Origin of the sequence: Sorangium sp. So ce887, assembly GCF_051521455.1 — a bacterium.
In the GTDB taxonomy this organism is placed as follows: domain Bacteria; phylum Myxococcota_A; class Polyangia; order Polyangiales; family Polyangiaceae; genus Sorangium.
Genome location: NZ_CP150354.1, coordinates 5,994,955 through 6,013,343, shown reverse-complemented (window position 1 = coordinate 6,013,343; position 18,389 = coordinate 5,994,955). Strand labels below are relative to the sequence as shown.

The following is an 18,389-nucleotide window of genomic DNA, read 5'->3' as shown; positions in this document are numbered from 1 at the left end:
GAGAACGCGTGATCGCCGGCGATTTCGCTCCGGCGCGAGCATGGGAGTTCCGGTGATGTTCGATTTGTCCAGCGTCGAGCGGTTGTGGAGCAAACGTGGCGCGAATTTGGAGCGAACTTGGAGCGAACTTGGAGCGTAGAGCTGCAACTTAAACCGACACGACGTTCAAGCAGACACGACGGTTTCCGGTTGATGGCAGTTGCATTGATAGCTATACTGAACGAGCTGCTTAGTTACCAGAGCTCTTAGTCAGGAGAGAACGATGACCCCACCGTCTTGTTCGATGACCGGCTCGCCGCGATGGAGGCGGGCGCTCGGCGCGGGGCTCTGCGCCACGGCGCTCCTGCTCGGGGCGTGCATGGGCTCCGTGGGCGAGCCTGGGGAGGGGGAGGGCGACGGCCCTGGCCCTGTGCCGGGCGGCTTGCCGGATGGCGCGGCAGAGACGCAGGTCGCCGGGCGCAGCATGTTCCCGCGGCTGAGCCACGCGCAGTGGGAGAACACGGTGCGCGATCTCCTGCGCCTCGACGACAGGCCCGGTCTCTCGGCGTCGTTCACGAGCGATCCGCTCGGCGGCGTGTTCGACAACAACGAGGCTGCGCTCCTTGTGACGCCGGGTCTCTGGAGCGATTACCAGCGCGCCGCCGAGGAGCTCGCGGCGATGGTCGCAAGCGACCAGGGCAAGCTCGCGCGTATCCTGCCCGCGGACCTGCCGGCCGAGCCGGAGGCGCGGGCGCAGGCGTTCGTCGAGCGGTTCGGCGAGCGGGCGTTCCGGCGCCCGCTCTCGGCCGACGAGCGGGGCGCGTACCTCGCGCTGTTCGACCGCGGCAAGGAGCTCTTCGAGGGCGAGGACCCGTTCGTCGCGGGCGTGCGCGCGGCGCTCGAGGCGTTCTTGCAATCGCCCCACTTCGTCTACCGGGTCGAGCTCGGCGCCGGGCCGGCGAAGGGCGGGCTCATCCCGCTGAGCGGGTACGAGATCGCGGCCAAGCTCGCGTACCTCTTCTGGAACACGATGCCCTCCGAGGAGCTGCTCGCGGCGGCGAAGGCGGGCGAGCTGTCGACCCACGAGGCGGTCCGCGCCTACGCCGAGCGCATGCTCGAGGACCCGCGCGCCCGCGAGGTCGTCGGCGCGTTCCACCGGCAGCTCTACGACTACGAGCAGTACCACGACCTCAACAAGGACCAGGCGCTGTTCCCCGAGTTCGTCCCCGAGATGGGCGACGCCATGCAGCGCGAGGCGGAGCTCTTCGTGGATCACGTCGTCTTCGACAAGGAAGGCGGGCTCACCGACCTGCTCACCGCCCGCACCGCGTTCGTGAACGGCCACCTCGCGGCGGCCTACGGCATCGACGGAGAATTCTCCAATGAATTCAAGCGGGTGGAGCTCGATGGGGCGGAGCGCTCCGGGCTGCTCACGCGCCTCGGCTTCCTCGCGTCGAGGGCGACGGCGCGGCAGCCGGACTCGATCCACCGCGGCGTCTTCGTGAACCTCAGGATCCTTTGCGCGTCGCTGTCGCCGCCGCCCGACGACGCGACCGCGGTGCCGCCGGGTGAGCACGCGACAAACCGCGAGCGCGTCGCGGCGCACACGGGCAAGGGGACGTGCGGCGAGGCGTGCCACGCGACGATGATCAACCCTGCCGGGTTTGCGTTCGAGCACTACGACGCGATCGGCAAGTACCGCGCGACCGACAACGGCGTGCCCGTCGACGCCGCGGACGTCTATTATCTCGGCGGCCAGCCGAGGAGCTACACGGACGCGATCGCGTTCAGCCAGGTCCTCGCCGAGAGCAGCGAGGCGCACGCGTGCTACGCGAAGCACTGGGTCGAGTTCGCCTACGGCCGCGACGCGGCCGCGAAGGACCGAGGGCTCATCCAGGCGCTCGGCGACGCGTCGCGCGGCGGCGCCTCGACCCAGGAGCTCGTCCTCCAGATCGTCTCGTCCACTTCCTTCCTCGCTCGCGTTCCCGCGGAGGCGCAATGATCACCCGACGACGTGTGCTTCGAGGCCTGTTTGGCGTCACGGTCGCGCTCCCGTTCCTGGAGACCTTCGCGCCCCGGCGCGCCGCGGCCGGCACGGGCGACGCGCCGCCCTTCGCGATCTTCATGCGCCAGGCGAACGGCGTGGCGCAGGAGGTCGACGACGAGCCCGAGATGTTCTGGCCGAGCGAGACGGGCCCGCTGACCGCCGAGTCGATGGAGCGGGACAGCGACCGCGCGGTCAGCGAGCTCAAGGACTACGCGAGCAAGCTGATCATGGTGCGCGGCATCAGCTTCGCGTTCAAGGCCAACGGGTGCGGCCACTCCGGCGGCGGCAACCAGTGCCTCACGGCCGCGCGCGTGTCGGACGATCCGTCGGGCAACGAGTCGCTCGCGATGGGCGAGTCGATCGACAACCGCATCGCGACCGAGCTCAACCCGGCGGGCGTCGAGCCGCTGACGCTCTACGCGGGCAGGATGGTCGGCTACATCAACGAGGTGCTCTCGTACCGCGGCCCGAAGCAGCTCCGCGCCGCCGAGCGCGACCCGTTCAACGCGTACAAGAAGCTCTTCGGGCTCGCCGACGCCGACGACGGGGTCGCGCAGTCGCTGGCCGAGCGCCGCACCAGCGTGAACGACCTGGTCCGCGCGGAGATGCAGTCGCTCATGGGCCGGAAGGACCTCAGCAAGAGCGATCGCGAGCGGCTACAGCTCCACTTCGACAGCATCCGCGACCTCGAGGTCGCGCTCGCCTGCAAGCTGCCGCAGGAGCGGGTCGCCGAGATGGAGGCGATCTCCCCGGACGTCCGCAGCCACGACAACGTGGAGACCATCGCCCGCATGCAGATGGACATCATCGCGCTCGCGATGGCGTGCGGCGTGACGCGCGCGGCGACGCTCCAGGTGGGCGACGGCAACGACGGGACCGAGTACACGATCCACGGCGCGCGGCAGAAGAGCTTCCACAAGATCTCCCACCGCATCGACGGAGACGGCTCCGAGGGCCCGCCGATCGAGGGCGCGCAGGAGCTGCATCACCAGATCGACCGGATCCACGGGCGGATCTTCAAGCACCTGCTCGACAGGCTCTCGTCCTACGAGCTCGGCTCGGGGACGCTGCTCGACCACGGCGTGGCGGTGTGGCTCAACGACAACGCCGACAAGTACCACTCGTTCCGGAGGGTCCCGTACATCCTCGCCGGCGGCGCCGCGGGCTACCTGAAGACCGGCCAGTTCGTCGACGTCAAGGTCGCCAACAACAAGCTGCTCAACACGATCGGCGCGGCCGTCGGCTGCACCAATGGCCAGGGCGGCCCGCTCGACACCTTCGGCGACGAGAGCCTCGAAGGCGGGCTCATCGATCCGATCATCGCCTGAGCGCGCCTTCGCCCGGCGGGGCCCGCGCCGGCGGCCGCCGGGCGGCTCATCGCTCCTCCCGACGGACACCGCTCGGCGGCCGCCGGCCGCTCAGCTGAGGAGCTCGACCGCGATCTCGACGGTGGTCTTCTGGCCGCCGCGGAGCAGGTCGACCTTCACCTTCTCGCCCGGCTTCTTGCCGTCGAGCGCGTTGTAGAGCGCGTCGTAGTCCGCGACCGGCGCGCCGTCGAGCCCGACGATCACGTCGCCCAGCACGAGCCCGCGGTCGCCCTCGGAGAGGCCGCGCAGGCCTGCCTTGGCGGCGGGGCCGTCGGGGATGACGCCCATCACGATGACGCCGCGGATGCCGTTGCGCCGCTCGAGGCGGCGGGCCGGGTCGAGCTGGATGCCGAGGCCGACCGTCTCGGCCTTGCCGGTCTTGATGATCTGCGGGACCACCCGCGCGATCATCGTCGAGGGCACGGCGAAGCCGATGCCGGCGGAGGCGCCGCTCTTCGAGAAGATCATCGTGTTCATGCCGATGAGGTGCCCGCTCGAGTCGAGCAGCGGGCCGCCGGAGTTGCCGGGGTTGATGGCGGCGTCGGTCTGGATCATGTCGCGGATGGTCACGCCGCCGGCGCCCTCGACCTGGCGGCCGACCGCGCTGATGATGCCGGTCGTCAGGGTGTGATCGAGGCCGAACGGGTTGCCGATCGCGATCGCCTTCTGCCCGACCTCGAGCGGCTCGCGCAGGGGCGCGACCTGGATCGGCTTGAGCATCTCCTTCGGCGCGTCGATCTTGAGCACGGCGATGTCCTTGCGCGGCTCGACGCCGACGAGGCGCGCCGGGAACGTCTTCTCCCCCTGGAGCCGGACGATGAGCGACTGCGCGTTGTCCACGACGTGGAAGTTCGTGACGATGTGCCCGTCAGCGTCCCAGACGAAGCCCGAGCCCGAGCCGGCGGGGACCTCGACCGCGGTCCCGAAGAAGCGGTCCACCACGAGGCGGCGCTGCGTCACGAACACCGTCGCGGACGCGACCTCGCGGAACACCGAGATCGTGTTGCGCTCGTCCTCGATGAGCGCGTTCTTCGACGGCGGCGGGACCGGCGGCGGCATCGTGTCGATCGTCGTCGAGGCCGGCGGCGCCGCGGGCGCGTCGTGGGCCGTCGTCGCGCTCTGCGGCGGGCCGCCGGGGCTGGGCTTCCCCTTGCATCCAGGGGCAGCGGCGAGCGCGGCGACGGCGAGGAAGGCGGGGAGTCGAGCGGATCTGCGGTGGCGCATGCGGCGCAATCTAGCCTGCCGTGGGCAAGGCGTCTCCCCTGCGGCGCGCGCGCGAGGGGCGGTGCGGCGATCTGCCGCGCGCAACGGATGCGCGGACAGCCGCCCCGGCGGCGCCGGATCGGATCCGAGATGCAAACGGGCCAAGTTGCGGTAGAGGTGGCCCTGACGGATGAAGCCAATGACGCCAACTTCAACGAAACTTCAGACCACCCCCCCAGCCGCGAAGGAGCCCGTCAAGGTGCTCCTGCTCGAGAACATCCACCAGAGCGCGCACGAGCTCTTTCGAACGCGGTCGTTCGAGATCGAGACGCGCAGCTCCGCGATGAAGGAGGACGAGCTGATCGCCGCGCTCGCGGGCGTGGACATGGTCGGCATCCGGAGCAAGACGCACGTCACCGCGCGCGTCCTCGAGAAGGCCGACAAGCTGCTCGCCATCGGGTGCTTCTGCATCGGCACGAACCAGGTCGATCTCGACGCGGCGAACCGGCGCGGTGTGCCGGTGTTCAACGCGCCGTTCAGCAACACGCGCAGCGTCGCCGAGATGATCATCGCCGAGTGCGTCATGCTCTCCCGGCAGCTCGGCGACCGGTCGCGCGAGGTGCACGCCGGCACCTGGAAGAAGGTCTCGAAGGCCTGCTACGAGATCCGCGGCAAGACGCTCGGCCTGATCGGCTACGGCCACATCGGCCAGCAGCTCGGCGTGCTCGCCGAGGCGATGGGGATGCGCGTCGTCTACTACGACATCGGCCAGAAGCTCCCGATGGGCAACAACCGCCCGCTGCCGACGCTGGAGGCGCTGCTCGCCGAGTCGGACTTCGTCTCGCTCCACGTGCCGGGCACGCCGGAGACGCACAGGATGATCGGCGCCGCCGAGCTCGCGCACATGCGCAAGGGCTCGTACCTGCTCAACGCGAGCCGCGGCACGGTCGTGGTGATCCCGGCGCTGGCCGAGGCGCTGAAGAGCGGGCACCTCGCGGGCGCGGCGATCGACGTCTACCCGGAGGAGCCCGAGTCGAACTCGGACGGCTTCCACACGGATCTGCAGCGGCTCCCGAACGTCATCCTGACGCCGCACATCGGCGGCTCGACCGAGGAGGCGCAGGAGGCCATCGGCCGCGAGGTGTCGCGCGCGCTGACGCAGTTCGCGACCACCGGGGCGACGACGGGCGCGGTGAACTTCCCGAACGTGGAGCTCCCGCCGCTCAAGGGCACGCACCGCATCCTCAACGTCCACCGCAACGTGCCGGGCGTGCTCCGTGACGTGAACCGCATCGTGTCGGACGTGAACGCCAACATCGACAGCCAGGTGCTGTCGACGGACGCCAACATCGGCTACCTCATCATGGACCTCTCGCAGGACGTGTCGGCCGAGGTGAGCCGGCGGATCGGGGCGCTGGAGACCAGCCTCCGGACGCGCGTTCTTTACTGAGAGCAGGGCCCGGCCGCCGGCGGGGTGTTCTTCGGGGGGCGGGGGCCCCGCCGAGCTCGCCCTCAGGCGGCGGCCTCGACCCGGCTCCGCTCGCGCCGCCGCGCCGCCGGGTCGTCCCCCGCGAAGACGAGGGCGAAGACGACGAACCCGGCCCACAGCACCGCCAGGTGGTAGAGCATCGCGACGCCGCCCAAGGCCTCGTAGAGGGCGCTCGACACCGGGGGGCCGAGGAGCATCCCGGCGGCGTAGAAGACGTTGTAGAGCGAGTTCGCGCGGCTGTAGTCGCGCGGCGCGGTGACGACGCCCTGGAGCGCGAGGCTGAGCGGCGAGATCGACGCGAGCGTCGCCCCGGCGACGAGCACCGCAGCGCACATCGCCTCGTACCGATCCAGGTACACGAAGCCGAGGATCATCAGCGTGCCGATCGCGCCGAGCACGCGCATGAGGAACAGGTGGCCGCGGCGATCGCCGATCCGGCCAAAGACGTTGGTGAAGACGAGCATCCCGACCGCGAAGAAGGCAGGGATGAGGATCGTCTGGTCCAGCGTGACGCCCTTCGACGCCATCAGATACAGCGGGAGGAACAGGACGACCGAGGCCTGGAAGTAGCCATAGGCGAAGGTCGCGAAGCACGCGGTCTTGATGCGCCAGAGGATCGAGGCAGAGGTCGCCTGAGGCTCCCCGCCGTCCGGCGCGCCGGCCTCCCCGTGCGCCGGCGCGTCCCTCGGGTCGCGATCGAGGCGCGCGAGCACGAGGAGCGCGGAGAGCGCCGCGATGACGCACGAGACCACGAACGCCGCGGGCATCGAGGCGAGCGCGACGATGCCCTTCGCGCAGAGCGGGCCGATGACATAGCCGAGCGCCATCGCGACCGCATAGAGGCTCGTGATGAACGCCTTGTTGTCCTTGTCCGACCGGGCGAGCAGGATCGTCTCGCAGCTCACCCAGATGCCGACCGAGCACGCGCCGTCGAGGAAGCGGACCGCCGCGATGGAGGCGAAGCCCGGCAGGTAGGGGAAGACGCCGACCGCGGCCGCGTACCCGGCCAGCGAGAGCACCAGCGTGGCCTTCGCCGAGAACCGGCGGATGAGCGCGCCCATGGGCAGCGAGAGCAGGACGATGCCGAGCGCGAAGCACGACGCGAGCAGCCCGATGTCGCGCTTGGTGAACCCGCGCATGTCCAGGAAGACCGCCGTGAGCGAGATGGCGATGCCGTAAGCGAGGCCGAGGAGGAAGATCGCGCCGTAGACGAGCCAGATATTCCGATCAGGGATGCGGCGGAGCATGTTCGCCCGGCAGGGTCGATCGGCCGCACCGCCGTGTCAAACGGGTCCGTGGCGGCGAAAAACCGCTTTGACGACAGCGCGACGCGGCCGCGCTGCCGCGGGCTTCACCGCAGGAACTCGAGGAGGAGCTGATTGACCCTCTCCGGCCGGTCGTAGTGCACGAAGTGGCCCGCGTCGGGGACGCGGGCGACACGGGCGTTCGGGACGAGCTCCGGATCCGGCTCGGCGAGCTCGGCGCCGAGGAAGCGGTCGTGCTCGCCCCAGATCACCAGCACGGGGGCGTCGACGCGGGGCGTCCTGGCCAGCCCGCGGAGGTTGCTCGGGCGGAAGCCGGCGCGGTAGTAGTTGATCGTGGCCGTGAGCGCGCCCGGCTGCGACCACGCCTCGACATAACGGGCGAGCTCCTCGTCGCTCGTCGCGCCGGGCCGCTGCGGTTCATGCTTCACCGCCGCGCGGAGCCACGCGTAGTCCTTCCTGCGGGCGAGCAGCTCGGGGAGCTTCGGGAGCTGGAAGAAGAACATGTACCAGCTCTTGCGGAGCTGCCGCGCCGTGCGGAACGCGGCGAGCAGCCGCTGGGGCCGAGCGCCGTTGAGGACGACAAGCCGATCGAGGAGCGCGGGATACCGCGCCGCGAACGTCCAGGCGACGGCGGCGCCCCAGTCGTGGCCGACCACCGCCGCGGCGCGCTCCGCGCCCGAAGCCTCGATGAGCGCCGCGACGTCCGCGGTCAGCTCGCCGAGCCCGTAGGCCGCGACGCCCCGGGGCTTGTCCGAGAGGTTGTAGCCGCGCATGTCCGGCGCGATCACGCGGTAACCCGCCTCGACCAGCGCGGGGATCTGGTGGCGCCACGAGTACCAGAGCTCGGGAAAGCCGTGGAGGAGCACGACCAGCGGCCCCTCGCCCGCCTCGACGTAGTGAAGGCGCACGCCGCTCCGTTCGGTGAACCGGTGCGATAGCTTGGATTCGTCGAGGGTCATCGTCTCTCCTCTCCGCAGGACGGCCGCCGGCGCACCGGGGCCGATCACGCGCTGAATGGCTGGGTTTCTACATGCCCGTCCACCGGCGTCGCGCCGGATGCCTCGGGCCGAGGGGGCCTGGGACGCGCTCAGACATCGAGGATCTTGCCCGGGTTCATGAGGTTCAGCGGATCGAGCGCCCGCTTGATCGATCGCATGATCGAGAGCTCTTCGGGCGAGCGCGAGTAGGGGAGGTAGTCCTTCTTGAGCAGGCCGATGCCGTGCTCGGCGGAGATGCTGCCGCGGTACTTCTTCACGAGCGTGAAGATCGCGTGATCCGCCTCGTGGGTGCGCCGGAGGAACTCCTCGCGCGTGAGGCTGTCGGGCTTCATCACGTTGATGTGGAGGTTGCCGTCGCCGATGTGGCCGAAGAGCGCGATCTCCCACCCTGGATAGCTGGCCTCGAACAGGCTCTCCAGCTCGGAGCAGAAGCCTTCGAGCTCCTGGATGGGGAGCGAGACGTCGTTCTTGTGCGGCAGCCCGGTCGCCGACAGGCTCTCGCTGATCCCCTCGCGGAGCGCCCAGAGCTCGGCGGCCTGCGCCCCGTGCTGCGCGAGCGTGCCGTCGGTGACCAGCTCGCGCTCGAACAGCGAGGTGATCCACGCCTCGAGGGCCTCGGGCTGGCCGCGCTCGACCTCGATGAGCACGTAGTAGTCCGACGGCGCGGAGAGCGGCACGCGCACGTTCCGGTGGCTGCGCAGGCGCGCCTGGCACTTCTCCGTGAAGAACTCGTAGGCCATCACCACGAAGGGCCCCAGCCGGGCCTCGCGGAACAGCGCGAGCACGCCGGCGAGATCCGGCACCGCGAACAGGAACACGTTGAGCCCCTCGGGCACCCGCGTGAGCTTGAGCGTCGCCTCGGTGATGATCCCGAGCGTGCCCTCGCTGCCGATGAAGAGCTGGCGCAGGTCGATCCCGGTGTTGTTCTTCTCGAGCGCGCCGTTCATCTCGAGCACCGCGCCGTTCGCGGTCACGACGGTGAGCCCGAGCACCCACTGCCGCGTGAGGCCATAGCGGATGACCTTCACGCCGCCGGCGTTCGTCGCGATGTTGCCGCCGACCTGGCTCGACCCCTTGGAGGCGAAGTCGACAGGCCAGGTGAGGCCGTGCGGCGCGACGTGCTGGTGCACCGCCTCGGTCACGGCGCCGGCCTCGACGCGCACGGTCGCGCCGAGCACGTCGACCGGGCCCATCCGGCGCATCCGCTCGAGCGACACGACGAGCTCGCCCTTCGCCGCCACGGCGCCGGCCGCGAGCCCCGTGCGCCCGCCCGAGGGCACCACCGGGACGCGGTGCTCGGAGCACAGGCGGAGCAGCCGCGAGACCTCCTCGGTCGAGCGCGGGAGCGCGAGGGCCGAGGGCCTCGGCTCGTGGACCTTGGTCCAGTCGCGGCCGAACGTCGCGAGATCGGCCGCGTCCGTGGAGAGGAAATCCGCGGGAAATTCGCGCTGGACGGCCGCGAGGAAGTCGCCGGGGAGGCCGGGAAGTGGGCTCATGGCCGGCTCGGTACTGCGGTGTGGCTGCGAGGGCAAGCGGCCTTCGCGGCTCAGCCGGGGTCCGGGATCTCGCCGCGAAAGTGCGCGCCGACCAGCTGCACTGTCGCGCCCACCGCGCGCAGCGCGGCGGCGAGCGCGTCGTCGTCCTCGACCGTGACGAGGAGGGCCTCGGGGGCGCGCGGGGCGTGGGGGCGGATGGCGTCGAGCAGGGGAGCGGCGAGCTCGGGAGCGGCCACGCGGAAGGGAAACGCGCCGGGGAGAAACGGGTCGAAGCTCGCGAGCCCCAGCGGGGCGGCGCCCGGCGCGGCGGGGTCGACGAGGCAGAGGAGCACGAGGCCGCCCCGGCCGCGGGCCTCGGCGATCTGGCCGGGCAGCAGGCCGAACGACGCCTCCAGGACGGCGTCGTCGGGCGGCTCGGCCGGGCGGGCGATGACCGGGCGGGCAGGGCGCGGGAGGCGCGCCGCGGCGTCCCAGGCGAGCTGGAGCGTGGTCATGGCGTAGACGTTCTCCATGCCGGCGCTCCGGTAGAGCCGCACGGCAGCGGTGTTGTCCGGCTTCACGTTCAGGCACCAGCGCGTGCAGCCGCGGCCGCGGAGGTGCGCGGCGACGGCGCGCATGACCTGGACGCCGACGCCGCGGCCGCGATGGGACGGCGCGACGACGACGTGCCGCACGTAGCCGACCCCGCGCAGCGGCTGGACATAGGCGTAGGCGACCACCTCGCCGTCCGCCTCGAAGAAGAGGGTGTCCCTGGCCAAGGCGCTCTCCCAGCGGTCGCGAGGCAGGACCGGGTGGTCCGTCCCGAGCTCCACGAAGAGCCGAGCAAAGTGGTCATAATCGGATGGGCGCGCAGGGCGCGCGACGAGGCGAAGCATGGGCCGAGCTTACCTGCGGGGGCGCCGCGCGGCGCGCGTTCTCGGCGACACGTTCGGCGGGCGTTATGTCATGGGCTTCTCCAGCGGGGCGCGCGTGCAGGGGCCGGCCCGACAGGTGCTCTGGTGCGCACGTCGCGAGACGCCTGGAACGCTCTTGTCGAGCACCTTTGCCTACGTGGGCGCAGAGGAAATGGGCTGAGCGCGCCGCGCGGAAAGGCGCGGATCGTCCGATGAGGGTGAGTGCTGGTATGGCGTTGTCGCCTGTCGACCGCTCGTGTCGGTGACGAGGCTTCGAATCGTCGGAGACGCCTCGTGGAGGCGCCCTGCGCCGAGAAACCCGCGGCTCGCTAAAGGCGTGTTTTGCGCGAGTCGTCGCGTCGTTCAAGGGGGCCTGCCGCGGCGAGCTGCTGTGCGCTGCGCGCGCCTCGAAGATCCTTATCTGCTCAGCGATCCAGCGCGGGTGAACGCGCCTCCACTGCGAGGTTGTGCGCTGTTTAGGATTGTCGGTTTGTCGCTGCCTCCCGCCCGCTGCGCGCGCCCTCGGGCGGCAGCCTGTGCACACCGGCTCTCGGGCACGAGCGCTGCTCTCTGCTCAATCCGACTGACCTGACGGCCTGCGGATGTCGCGGGCCGTGGAAGGAGGAGAAATGGTTGAGCTGTTGAATAGCAGGTGGATGCGTGTTGCGATGGCGATGGCCGCCCTGACCACCGGGTGCGCGGCGGGCGAGGCGGGCGCCGACGAGATCGACATGGACGAGGCCGAGGCCGTGGAGGTCGAGGAGACCTCGCAGGCGCTGCACGGTTATGGGAACTCGCGGAACTGCGGCTGGGGGCGCGACCGGTGGCGCCGCCCCTGGAACAGGGGCGGCGGTTTCGATCCCTGGGGGGGCTCTTTCAGCAACCCGTCCTGGGGGGGGCCGTGGTCCAGCGGCATCGGCCAGCCGTTTGGCGGCGGCTACGGCAGCAACTTCGGCTACGGCGGCCCTTCCGGCAACTTCGGCTACGGCGGCCCTTCCGGCGCCTTCGGCAACTACGGCGGCGGCAACTTCGGCTACGGTGGTGGTTGCAACGGGCGGTGGTAATCGCCCCGCGCCGGCGCTGCGAGGCGAAGGTGAGCTCCGGCCCCGCGCCATGGCGCGGCGTGCTCTCGGGACCTCGACAGGGAGCCGCGCTGCGCTCAGCGTCTGAGCCGCGGGTCGCCTGATGCAAGTCGCCGGAGCGCTGGCCGCCGGGAGCTCGCGGTCAACGCGCTGCTCCAGGCGGCCAGGCGCCCCGGGGGTTTTCCAGTTCCGCTACGGCCGTGCCCCGGCGGCTACGTTCCAGGGCTCCCCACGTGATGCATTTTGGGACATCGGCGGCTGGGCGCGCTGACCTCGGGCTCATCGCCCCGGAACTGCCCAGCTCGTAACACACCCCCGGCGCAGATCGCGCGCCCACGCGCGACGCCTGCGCCAGCGCGGTCGGCGGTGAGCCCGCTTGCAACGCCCGCTCGCGGCGCCCGCTCGCGGCGCTGCGTCACGCCTTTCGCTCAAAGGCGGCCGGGCGCGGCCGCACGTTGCGGCATTACGGATCGCTTCTTGCTCCCGTCTGCTGCGCGCTCACGCGCCGCCTGCCCGAGACCCGCGCCGGCGTCCTCTGAGGAATCCTCCCCATGATGCGCTTTGCGACACCTGTCTCGCGTTACATGACCTGCGAAGTCATCACAGCGCCCGACACGACCCTCCTGCCCGGGGTCCACCGCTCGTTGTGCGAGCACGCAATTTCCTGCGTACCCATCGTCGATGCGGCGTCGCGTGCGCTGGGCGTGCTGTCGCGCACCGACCTGCTCCGGCTCGGCCAGTTCGAGACGAAGACCAACAGCCGCGGAATGCTGCTCACCTTGCCCGACGTCCCGGCGCGCGACGTGCTGCGCCCAGGGATCATCACGGTCGGGCGCACGACGCTGGTCGTCCAGGCGGCGAGCGTGCTGTTGAAGCACCGCATCCACCGCGTCTTCGTTCGCGACGACGCCACCTTGACCGGCGTCTTCAGCACGAAGGATCTCCTCTTGGCCCTTGTCGAGTCGCGGGAGGCGACGCCGATCGCCGAGCTCATGTCGGCCCCCGCGTACACGATCCCGCTCGAAGCGCCGCTCGCGCTGGCCGCCGACCGCCTGACGACGGCGCAGGTGAGCGGGCTCGTGGTGGTGGACCCGGGCGGCTGGCCGGTGGGGATGTTCACCCAGACCGAGGCGCTGCTCGCGCACGGCGTGCTGTCGGACTCGCCGGTCGAGGACGTGATGAGCCCTGCCATGGTCTGTCTCGACGCCCGGACGCCGCTCCACCGGGCCGCAGCCGCCGCGCACGCGTCGCAGGCGCGGCGCGTGCTCGTGGTGCAGGGGCGACGGCTCCGCGGCGTGCTGACGGGCCTGGACTTCGCGCGCGCCGTCGCCGGGACGGGCCTCATCTCCATGGCCGCGAGGGCCAAGGCCGGCTAGACGAATAAGCTGTCCTCAAAAGCCGGGATCTCGGCACGATCGCGGATCACCGCGCCGCGCGGATCGCCGTCCGCTCGACCACCTCATCGGGATCGGCGATCAGGCGCGCGGCGAGCGCGCGGGCGGCGGCGGGCGACGCGGAGGCGACCCCCTGGATCGCGCCGAGCCGCGTCGGCCGCGGCAGGCGCGGGTCCGCGGCGATGGCCTGGAGCTCCGCGACCACGCGCGCGGGGGGCGCCGAGGCCGCGGCGGAGCGGCCGGCCGCCGCGAGGGCGCGCGCCCTGGCGTGCACCGGCGCGCCTTCATCGCGGCCGACCGCGAGCAGCTGGTCGGCGTCGGCGCCGCCGGCCGCGCCGAGCCGCGCGAAGAAGCCCGCGCCCCCGGCCGCGCTGTGCCCGCAGAAGTGCCCCCCGAGCAGGATCGCGGCGCGCGGCGGGAGCGCCGCCCCCCAGGCGCGGCGGCCGGGCGCCGCGGCCCGGGCGTCCCCGCTCGGGGCCGGCGGCGCCACGGGCGCTCCGCTCGCCGGCGTACCCGGGCCGGCCGGGAGCGGAGCCGCCGCGCCGCCGCCGTCCTCGACGATCCCCCGGTAGAGCGCGCTCGCCTGCACGATCGTCGTCTGCTGCGGCGTCATGGTGCTCGAGAGGTCGCCCCCCGTCGGAAACATGATGTTGTCGAAATCGGGGCAGCCCTCGAGCTGCGAGAGCACGTCGTCGCACTGCGAGGTGTCGTCCAGCGGATCGGCGAAGCCGGCGTCGAACTCGGTGGTGTGGAACAGCCCGGCGAAATGGCCGAGCTCGTGGCGCAGGATGATGGTGTCGACCCCGGGGTCCTCGAAGAGCGTGACGACGATCCCGCTGAGGTGGGTCCCGTGCTCGACCGCGACCGCAGGGGCGGCGGGCGTCGCGCCGGCCGCGCCCGCGAGCCGCCCGTGGAACTCCGACACCGCGATCACGTTGAGCGCCGGCCTGCCGAGGGCGCCGGCCGTCTGCTCGAGCACGCCGGGGAGGCGCTCCTCGTCGACGCTCGCCCACTCCGACCCGATGTGATGGACGGTGATGCTGCCCACGTCGAGCCCCACGAACCCCCTGTAGGCGGCGAGCAGCGCGCGCTGCATGTACTCCTCGGAGATCGCGTTTCCGGCGATGAAGGCGTTGATGTCGATCTTCCCGCCGTGAAAGCGCCCGTCGAGCGTCTGACGGCGCCACACCGAGAGGCGCGCCGGCGCCGCCAGGGGGCCGGAGCTGCCGTCGCCGGCCGCGATCCAGTAGGTGCCTGGCACAAGTGGCACGGTTGCAGCCGTGCCAGTCTGGGGTACGGCCGCCGTGCCGATGCCCTGGTTGTAGAAGAGGGCCATGGTGCCCGGAATCGAGTAGTCCGTCACCAGCAGCCTGCCGTCAGGTCCGGTGATGCTCTTGATCCCGATCGGCTCCCAGCTCGGCGGCGAGGTCAGGAGCTGAGCGACGGCCGTGATGCCGAGGGTGCCGGGCGGGACCACCACCGCGACGGCCTCCCCGGCGACGAGACCGAACTCCTGCTTCACGAGGGGCGGAATCGGCGGTGCGCCGCCCTCGCCGATGTCGCCCCCTTGACCGACGCCCGATGATCCTGGCGTGGCGGAGCTCGCCGTCTCTCCGGAGCCGCCGGCGCCGTCGGTGGGCTCGAACCCGTCGACCACCACCCTGCCGCCGCAGGCGCCTGCGGCCAGCGCGGCCCCCGCGGCGAGCGCCACCGCGGGGAGCAGGCCCCCACGGCGCGCCCGCGTTGCCCCGCGCTCATCGTCCAGCGTCCCATTCTCGCGAAACGGACCTCTGGCGCGCGATGCGGGTGCAAGCGACTCTGTCATAAGCGTACTCCTTATCGTGGGTAAGGGCGTCCCTTACCGCGCGCGCAGTATGCTTGGGTCCTGGCGCGATGTCACGCGCCGCGCACCTTCGTGACGTCCCGCGGCGCAAGATCACGGGAGTGGAGGTCATTCCACTTGCTTGACGCGCATTATCACCCGTTCTGGGGAAACGTCGGTCGCGCCTTCGAAGCGCTCGATCACGGCGACGAAGCGCGACTGGCCGTCTGCGCTCTGGACGAGCCATGCGGCGTCCTTTGCCGGGGCGGGGGGGCTCGACCCGGGAGCCAGCCATCGCCCCGTGAAGGCCGTGGCGATGTGGTCGCCGCGGTACGCGACCGCGGGATCGGTGAGGGCGGCGTGGTCGGCGGCGTTGAACCGCGCTTCCTCCGACTCGGCGGTCCGCTCCTTGACCTCGGCGAGCGCCTCGGAGCGCTCCTCCTGTTCCTGGAGGTCGGCGCCGCGCGCGGTCCCGGGGCCGCCGAGCTCGCCGTTGACGCTGACGAGCGACCGGCGGAAGCAGACGTGCCACGCCGTCGACGCGCGCGCCTCTTCCGGCGTGAGCATCAGCTGCTGGTTGCCGGCGAGGTCGAGGCAAGCGCTCGGCGCGGTGTCAACCTGCTCGATGCCGCCCGCGGTCGCGTCGAGATCCTTGATGTCGACCGTCGGACCGGAGCCGTCGGGGAGCACCTCGGCATAGCGGAGCTGGTAGAGCCCCGTGACCGGCGCCCCGTCCACCTCGCCGTAGAAGGAGAGGATCTGGAGCTTCCAGTACCGCCCTTCGTGCTCGATCGCCTGGATGTGATAGCGGCTGAAGGCGACGTGCGTCTCGCCGTCGTAGGCGTACCAGCGCGTGAAGGCGCCGCCGGCCTCGTCCTGGAGCAGGAAGGGGGTGCTCGGCAGCTGGCCTGCTCGGTAGTCCTCCAGGCTGATCGGCAGCGCTCCGCCATCACCGGGGCCGCTGAGGCCGCTGTTGGTGAGGACGTCGTACCCCGAGAACGCGAGGTCCCATTCGGTGGACGCCGCGGCGTCGCCGGCCGGGACGACGACCTCCGGCGTGGCGAGCTGGAGGAAGACGCGGCCGGAGGCCGGCACCTCGATCTCGAGGAGCGTGCCGTCCTCGGTGATCTGCTCGTCCCCGCTGCTGCACGCCGGTGCGAGCAGGAGAAGCGCTATGGCGACTGATCCTCTTGTCATGAATCCTCCCAGGGTAGCCCGGCGACGACGCCGAGGTAAACGGTGCGCCCCTCGAGGGGCCGGTGATCGCCGCGGCGGTCAGGATCCTTCTGCGCGCCAAGGAGGTTTCTGACGCCGACGTAGGCCTGCGATGAAGGCCAGAGCGGCCGCGCGAGCCGCGCGTCGAGCGTGGTGAAGCCGGGCGCGCGCAGGCCCTCCTCGATGAACGCGCTGGAGATCGTCCGCAGCCGGGTGACGAGCTCGATCTGGAAGGGCAGGCCGGCGCGGAGGGCCGCCTGCGCTGTGTGCGGCGGCTTGCCGGAGAGCGGCTGCCCGGGATTGGCCGTGTCGTTGTTGCGCGTCCAGAGGTAGGCGTAGCCGGCCTCGGCGCGGAGCCACGACGCCGCCTGGAACGTCGCCGAGAGCTCGACGCCTGCGGTCCGCGCCTTGGCGACGTTCTTGTAGGTATACGTGTCGACGCCGCCGGAGGAGCGGATGGGTCTCGGGTTGATGTCGATCAGGTCGTCGACCCAGTTCGCGAAGGCGCCGGCGCGCACCGTGAGGCCTTCCCTGGGGATCCATGTGACATCGCCGTTCGCGCCCCAGGACGTCTCCGGGGCGAGCTTCGGATTGCCCTCGAGGATGTAGCCGAGGCCCGAGTGATCGAACGAGAAGCCGAGCTCTTTCGCGCTGGGCGTGCGGAACCCTCGGCCGCCGGAGATGCGCAGCGTGAGCGACGGCGCGGGCCGGTAGGCGAGCGCGAGGCGCGGGGCGATGACGCCGCCGTAGCGCGGCCAGTACTCGCCGCGGACGCCGGGCATGAGGGTGAGTCGATCGGTGAGCTTCCACGCGAGCTGGCCGTAGAGCGCGGCGCTGCCGAGCTCGGTGTGGGGCACCTCATCGATGGCGCTCTCGGAGATGCCCGAGGTGGAGACCTCGGTGCGATCGCGCTCCTGGGTGAGCGACTCGACCTCGGCGCGCACGCCGGCGACCCAGGTGAGCTGTCCCTGGGCGACGGTGGCGATGGCCTCGTAGCTCTGCAGGGTGCCTGTGCGGTCGCGCGTCTCCGCGAAGGGCGAGCCGCGCAGGTCGCGCCCGCTCGTCCGGAAGGCCCATTGCCGGCCGGCGGCGAGGCGCAGGTTGGAGCCGCCGCCGAGGTCGAGCGTCTCGGTGAGGTGGAGGGTGACGCGGTCGGTGACCTCGGGGAGGTCGTAGAGGTAGACGGGGAGGCCTGGCAGCTGCGGCGGCTGCTCGATGCCGTCCTGCTCGTCGTGGATCCACCGCGCGCGGAGGCGCACGTCGATGCCGCGGCCGAGGTCGGCACCGGCGCGTAGGCCGACGAGGTGCTGTGCGCGTTCGGGCAGGGTGGTGGCGGCGCTGTCGTCGAGGAGGGAGAGGCTGTCCTCGCGCTGGAACGAGGCGTCGGCGCTGGCCCAGGCGCGCTCGCCGCGGTAGGCGCCGGATCCCTGGACGAGCAGCCCGGCGCGGCTGCGGCCCTCGACGCGGCCGCGTCCGCTGAAGCCCGGGTGGGCCGGGGGAGCGGAGAGGACGTTGACGACGCCGCCGATGGCGCTCGCGCCGTAGAGCGAGCTCGTCGGTCCGGTGACGAGCTCGATGCGCGAGACGTCGCTGAGCGGGAGGGAGGAGAGGTCGATGGCGCCGCCGCTGTCGCCGATGACGCGCTCGCCGTCCTCGAGGACGAGGACGCGGTCGAGGTCGAAGCCCTGGATCTGGATGGCGCTCGGGTTGCCAAGGGAGCCGTAGGCGCTCGGGTTGACCTGGACGCCGAGCTCACCGTCGAGCGCCTCGCCGACGTTCGTGGCGCCGCGGCGCTCGGCCTCCTCGCGGGTGATGACGCGCGTGCGCACCGTGGCGCGCTGGCTGCTCTCGGGGGTGCGGGTGCCGGTGACGACGACCTCGAGGGGAGGCGGGGCGGGGGAGGGCGGAGGCGAGGGCGGAGAGGGCGGCGCAGGCGGAAGCTGCGCGAGCGCAGGGCGCGAAGGGGCGGCGGAGAGGAGCGCCGGGAAAAGGCAGAAGGCGAGCAGCGCGGGGCGCGTCAGGCGCCGAGGGCGATGCACGGTCCTCCCTGGGACGTCGGAACGGCAGGCCCGAGGGGCAGCAGCGGAAGCATGGGGAAGGTGTCTGCCTGTGTGGCGCAAGGTGGGTGGCGCGGCTCGC

At 71.5% G+C, this 18,389-nt stretch carries 14 protein-coding genes; 6 read left to right on the top strand and 8 right to left on the bottom strand.

Features of this window, described 5'->3' with window-relative positions; translation table 11 throughout:
* Positions 1–262 precede the first annotated feature (262 nt).
* Both WMF36_RS22145 and WMF36_RS22140 read left to right on the top strand, forming a co-directional pair.
* On the top strand, positions 263–1,981 hold the full coding sequence (locus WMF36_RS22145) for a DUF1592 domain-containing protein (RefSeq protein ID WP_437581620.1): 1,719 nt from the start codon (positions 263–265) through the stop codon (positions 1,979–1,981).
* Complete coding sequence (locus tag WMF36_RS22140) at positions 1,978–3,354, top strand: DUF1552 domain-containing protein (RefSeq protein WP_437581619.1); 1,377 nt, start codon at positions 1,978–1,980, stop codon at positions 3,352–3,354. The genes WMF36_RS22145 and WMF36_RS22140 overlap by 4 nt, the downstream gene beginning before the upstream one ends.
* A gap of 90 nt (positions 3,355–3,444) precedes the next feature.
* On the opposite strand, the gene WMF36_RS22135 is transcribed toward WMF36_RS22140, so the two are convergent.
* Positions 3,445–4,617: a S1C family serine protease gene (locus tag WMF36_RS22135; RefSeq protein WP_437581618.1), complete on the bottom strand. Its 1,173-nt coding sequence runs from the start codon at positions 4,615–4,617 to the stop codon at positions 3,445–3,447.
* Positions 4,618–4,786: 169 nt separating this feature from the next.
* Between WMF36_RS22135 and serA the strand changes: the two genes are divergently transcribed.
* Positions 4,787–6,046 (top strand): phosphoglycerate dehydrogenase, encoded by a 1,260-nt coding sequence (serA, locus tag WMF36_RS22130; protein ID WP_437581617.1) that lies wholly within the window; start codon positions 4,787–4,789, stop codon positions 6,044–6,046.
* 62 nt (positions 6,047–6,108) lie between these two features.
* Here serA and WMF36_RS22125 read toward each other — a convergent pair whose 3' ends face one another.
* The 4 genes from WMF36_RS22125 to WMF36_RS22110 form a co-directional block, all read right to left on the bottom strand.
* On the bottom strand, positions 6,109–7,332 hold the full coding sequence (locus WMF36_RS22125) for an MFS transporter (protein ID WP_437581616.1): 1,224 nt from the start codon (positions 7,330–7,332) through the stop codon (positions 6,109–6,111).
* 104 nt (positions 7,333–7,436) lie between these two features.
* Complete coding sequence (locus WMF36_RS22120) at positions 7,437–8,309, bottom strand: alpha/beta fold hydrolase (RefSeq protein WP_437581615.1); 873 nt, start codon at positions 8,307–8,309, stop codon at positions 7,437–7,439.
* A gap of 128 nt (positions 8,310–8,437) precedes the next feature.
* A complete protein-coding gene (locus WMF36_RS22115) occupies positions 8,438–9,844 on the bottom strand; it encodes an FAD-binding oxidoreductase (RefSeq protein WP_437581614.1) in 1,407 nt (468 codons plus the stop codon).
* 50 nt (positions 9,845–9,894) lie between these two features.
* Positions 9,895–10,719: a GNAT family N-acetyltransferase gene (locus WMF36_RS22110; protein WP_437581613.1), complete on the bottom strand. Its 825-nt coding sequence runs from the start codon at positions 10,717–10,719 to the stop codon at positions 9,895–9,897.
* Between WMF36_RS22110 and WMF36_RS22105 the strand changes: the two genes are divergently transcribed.
* From WMF36_RS22105 to WMF36_RS22095, 3 genes are all read left to right on the top strand, one after another.
* The gene (locus WMF36_RS22105) at positions 10,718–10,918 is read left to right on the top strand and encodes a hypothetical protein (protein WP_437581612.1); all 201 of its coding nucleotides are present in this window, start codon (positions 10,718–10,720) and stop codon (positions 10,916–10,918) included. The genes WMF36_RS22110 and WMF36_RS22105 overlap by 2 nt on opposite strands.
* Positions 10,919–11,366: 448 nt before the next feature.
* Complete coding sequence (locus tag WMF36_RS22100; protein ID WP_437581611.1) at positions 11,367–11,801, top strand: hypothetical protein; 435 nt, start codon at positions 11,367–11,369, stop codon at positions 11,799–11,801.
* 569 nt (positions 11,802–12,370) lie between these two features.
* The gene (locus WMF36_RS22095; RefSeq protein ID WP_437581610.1) at positions 12,371–13,195 is read left to right on the top strand and encodes a CBS domain-containing protein; all 825 of its coding nucleotides are present in this window, start codon (positions 12,371–12,373) and stop codon (positions 13,193–13,195) included.
* Positions 13,196–13,241: 46 nt separating this feature from the next.
* Here the strand turns inward: WMF36_RS22095 and WMF36_RS22090 are convergent, their stop codons facing one another.
* From WMF36_RS22090 to WMF36_RS22080, 3 genes are all read right to left on the bottom strand, one after another.
* Positions 13,242–14,924: a hypothetical protein gene (locus WMF36_RS22090; RefSeq protein WP_437581609.1), complete on the bottom strand. Its 1,683-nt coding sequence runs from the start codon at positions 14,922–14,924 to the stop codon at positions 13,242–13,244.
* A gap of 240 nt (positions 14,925–15,164) precedes the next feature.
* The gene (locus tag WMF36_RS22085) at positions 15,165–16,232 is read right to left on the bottom strand and encodes an HmuY family protein (RefSeq protein WP_437581608.1); all 1,068 of its coding nucleotides are present in this window, start codon (positions 16,230–16,232) and stop codon (positions 15,165–15,167) included.
* Entirely contained in the window at positions 16,229–18,289 is a 2,061-nt protein-coding gene (locus tag WMF36_RS22080; RefSeq protein ID WP_437581607.1) for a TonB-dependent receptor plug domain-containing protein, read from the bottom strand. The genes WMF36_RS22085 and WMF36_RS22080 overlap by 4 nt, the downstream gene beginning before the upstream one ends.
* Positions 18,290–18,389: the final 100 nt, after the last annotated feature.

Coding starts and splice junctions, on each gene's coding strand:
- WMF36_RS22145 (WP_437581620.1), top strand. CDS start 263: ATGACCCCACCGTCTTGTTCGATGACCGGCTCGCCGCGATGGAGGCGG.
- WMF36_RS22140 (WP_437581619.1), top strand. CDS start 1,978: ATGATCACCCGACGACGTGTGCTTCGAGGCCTGTTTGGCGTCACGGTC.
- WMF36_RS22135 (WP_437581618.1), bottom strand. CDS start 4,617: ATGCGCCACCGCAGATCCGCTCGACTCCCCGCCTTCCTCGCCGTCGCC.
- serA (WP_437581617.1), top strand. CDS start 4,787: ATGAAGCCAATGACGCCAACTTCAACGAAACTTCAGACCACCCCCCCA.
- WMF36_RS22125 (WP_437581616.1), bottom strand. CDS start 7,332: ATGCTCCGCCGCATCCCTGATCGGAATATCTGGCTCGTCTACGGCGCG.
- WMF36_RS22120 (WP_437581615.1), bottom strand. CDS start 8,309: ATGACCCTCGACGAATCCAAGCTATCGCACCGGTTCACCGAACGGAGC.
- WMF36_RS22115 (WP_437581614.1), bottom strand. CDS start 9,844: ATGAGCCCACTTCCCGGCCTCCCCGGCGACTTCCTCGCGGCCGTCCAG.
- WMF36_RS22105 (WP_437581612.1), top strand. CDS start 10,718: ATGGGCCGAGCTTACCTGCGGGGGCGCCGCGCGGCGCGCGTTCTCGGC.
- WMF36_RS22110 (WP_437581613.1), bottom strand. CDS start 10,719: ATGCTTCGCCTCGTCGCGCGCCCTGCGCGCCCATCCGATTATGACCAC.
- WMF36_RS22100 (WP_437581611.1), top strand. CDS start 11,367: ATGGTTGAGCTGTTGAATAGCAGGTGGATGCGTGTTGCGATGGCGATG.
- WMF36_RS22095 (WP_437581610.1), top strand. CDS start 12,371: ATGATGCGCTTTGCGACACCTGTCTCGCGTTACATGACCTGCGAAGTC.
- WMF36_RS22085 (WP_437581608.1), bottom strand. CDS start 16,232: ATGACAAGAGGATCAGTCGCCATAGCGCTTCTCCTGCTCGCACCGGCG.